We start from the raw sequence: 292 nt of genomic DNA on the forward strand, positions 1-292 counted from the left end.
GTCTTTACGTGTCCGCCAAGCAACGACACGAGCTACCGATTTCGAATCTGATTTGGACGAGGTCAGACTGATTGTTGAATATCCACTGCAACTCCTTTAACGGGCATTAGCCATCGGCATCAACTGTCCGGTATCCCCGATACACCCCGTCTCCTTGTTTCTCCTTTGGTTTGGAGACGGCTTAGGCGCCCTAGTGGCGCCTTTTTTTGTGGATTGAAGAAACTGTTGGTATATCCATCCCGGCGGCGAGCGTCCCTGGGGTTGTATGGCTGATTGGATCGTGTGAACATAC

General features: G+C 51.4%; 1 protein-coding gene. It reads left to right on the forward strand.

What is annotated here, in order from left to right; genetic code table 11:
- A partial coding sequence (locus KMS84_RS44445; protein WP_498066980.1) for an OprD family outer membrane porin occupies positions 1-100 on the forward strand: 100 nt, incomplete at its 5' end.
- Between the last annotated feature and the right edge of the window lie 192 nt (positions 101-292).

The sequence above is a fragment of the Streptomyces hilarionis genome, from assembly GCF_024539675.1.
Classification (GTDB): domain Bacteria; phylum Actinomycetota; class Actinomycetes; order Streptomycetales; family Streptomycetaceae; genus Streptomyces; species Streptomyces hilarionis.